The sequence below is a fragment of the Saccharopolyspora sp. genome (assembly GCF_017434145.1).
GTDB lineage: Bacteria > Actinomycetota > Actinomycetes > Mycobacteriales > Pseudonocardiaceae > Saccharopolyspora_C > Saccharopolyspora_C galaxeae.
The window spans coordinates 1-1,538 of sequence record NZ_JAFRFW010000088.1 but is presented as its reverse complement, the minus strand read 5'-3'; the positions used below and the strand labels follow the sequence as shown (position 1 = coordinate 1,538).

The 1,538-nt window shown below is 67.0% G+C and carries 1 protein-coding gene; it reads left to right on the top strand.

Annotated elements, in window-relative coordinates:
- Positions 1-64: 64 nt before the first annotated feature.
- The coding region (locus tag IJH84_RS02255) for a caspase family protein (protein WP_295139657.1) at positions 65-1,538 on the top strand (1,474 nt) is incomplete at its 3' end.

Genomic DNA, 1,538 nt, shown 5'->3' with positions numbered 1-1,538 from the left:
GGAGCCTGTCCGCCAGCATGATCAGCGGCGCAAAAGACCGAGCATTCCGGGGAGAACAACGCTCATGACGGGGAAGAACAGGGCGCTCGCGCTGCTCATCGCGACCGATGAGTACGCGGATGCGACTTTCCAGCAGCTGCGGTCTCCGCGGGCGGACGTCGAAGCGCTCGCCGGTGTGCTCGAGGAGCCTTCGATCGGGGACTACGAAGTCCGCGCATTGCACAATCCCCCGGCGCAAGAGGCCCGATTGGCCATCGAGGACCTGTTCGCCGACGTCCACCGCAACGACCTCGTCCTGCTGTACATCTCGGGGCACGGCGTGAAAGACGACGAGGGGATGCTGCACTTCGCGATGACCGATTCCCGGCACAACCGGCTCAATTCGACCGCGATCGATTCGCAGTTCGTGCATGATCGGATGCGGGTCGCCAGATCGCGGAGAATCGTGATCTGCCTCGACTGCTGCTACGCCGGAGCGTTTCCGGCCGGTGCCACGCACCGCGGCCCGGCGAACGCCGGCGTGCTCGCCGCGCTGGCGGGTAAAGGACGCGCCGTGATGACCTCGTCGTCCGCGCTGGAATACGCGTACGAAGCGGGTGCGGCCACCAGGGCCAAGGTGTCCGGCACCGCGAACCCGTCGGTGTTCACCGCAGCGGTGGTCCAGGGGCTGCGCAGCGGGTTGGCGGACCGCAATCACGACGGGTTGATCGACGTGGATGAACTCTACGAGTACGTCCACGACCAGATAAGTGCCGCAGACAGCAAACAAACGCCTGGCTTGCACAGCGATGTCGAGGGCAGGCTGGTGGTGGCCCTCAGCCCGGCGGGGCCCGCCGCTGATACCCCGAAAGCGCCGGCGTCGGATTATCGACCGGAGTATGCCGTTCCCGTCGCGCGTCTCGCGGCGGAGGTCGGGCAGCCGTGGGAGCGGCCGCGATGGCAGCCCGTCCAAGTCAACCCGATCATCCATCTGGTTCGGCCCACTACTCCGGATCTGTTGAACGATCAGCTCTCCGCGCACCTCGGGCGCACCGTGCCGCACGTGCTCATCGACTCACCCGAACCGGCGGCGAGCGAGGAGGCCGGAATGTCCGCCGAGCTCGTCAAGGTCCTCGACAAGTCGGTTCGCGACTTCAGTGACCACGATGCCGGGCGGGTGCAACGGTTCCGGTTCGAGCGCTACGAACTCCTGACCGAGCTGCTGCGGCACAAGGCGAGTTCGTTCCTGCGAGCCCGGAGAAGGGGGCCCGTTCCCGACCTGGCGGAGGTGGGTACTCCCGCGGCGCGGCGCTGGTTGTTTCGGCAACCGTACTTGGGGTCGCTCGAAGACCGCGGACTGCTGGCTTTCGCCCAACGCTTGGGAAAGGCCGCGCGCAAGGACCCCGAGCTGGTGCACAAGTTGCTCGTCCACGCGTTCCTGGCGGATCTCGCCGAGGGTTACGGACGGCAGCTGTCCTGGGGGCGGTGGGCGAAACGCGACTACCGCCCGACCCTGCTGTTGCGGCGGCTCACCGCGGGCACGGTCGGCGAGTTCTTCG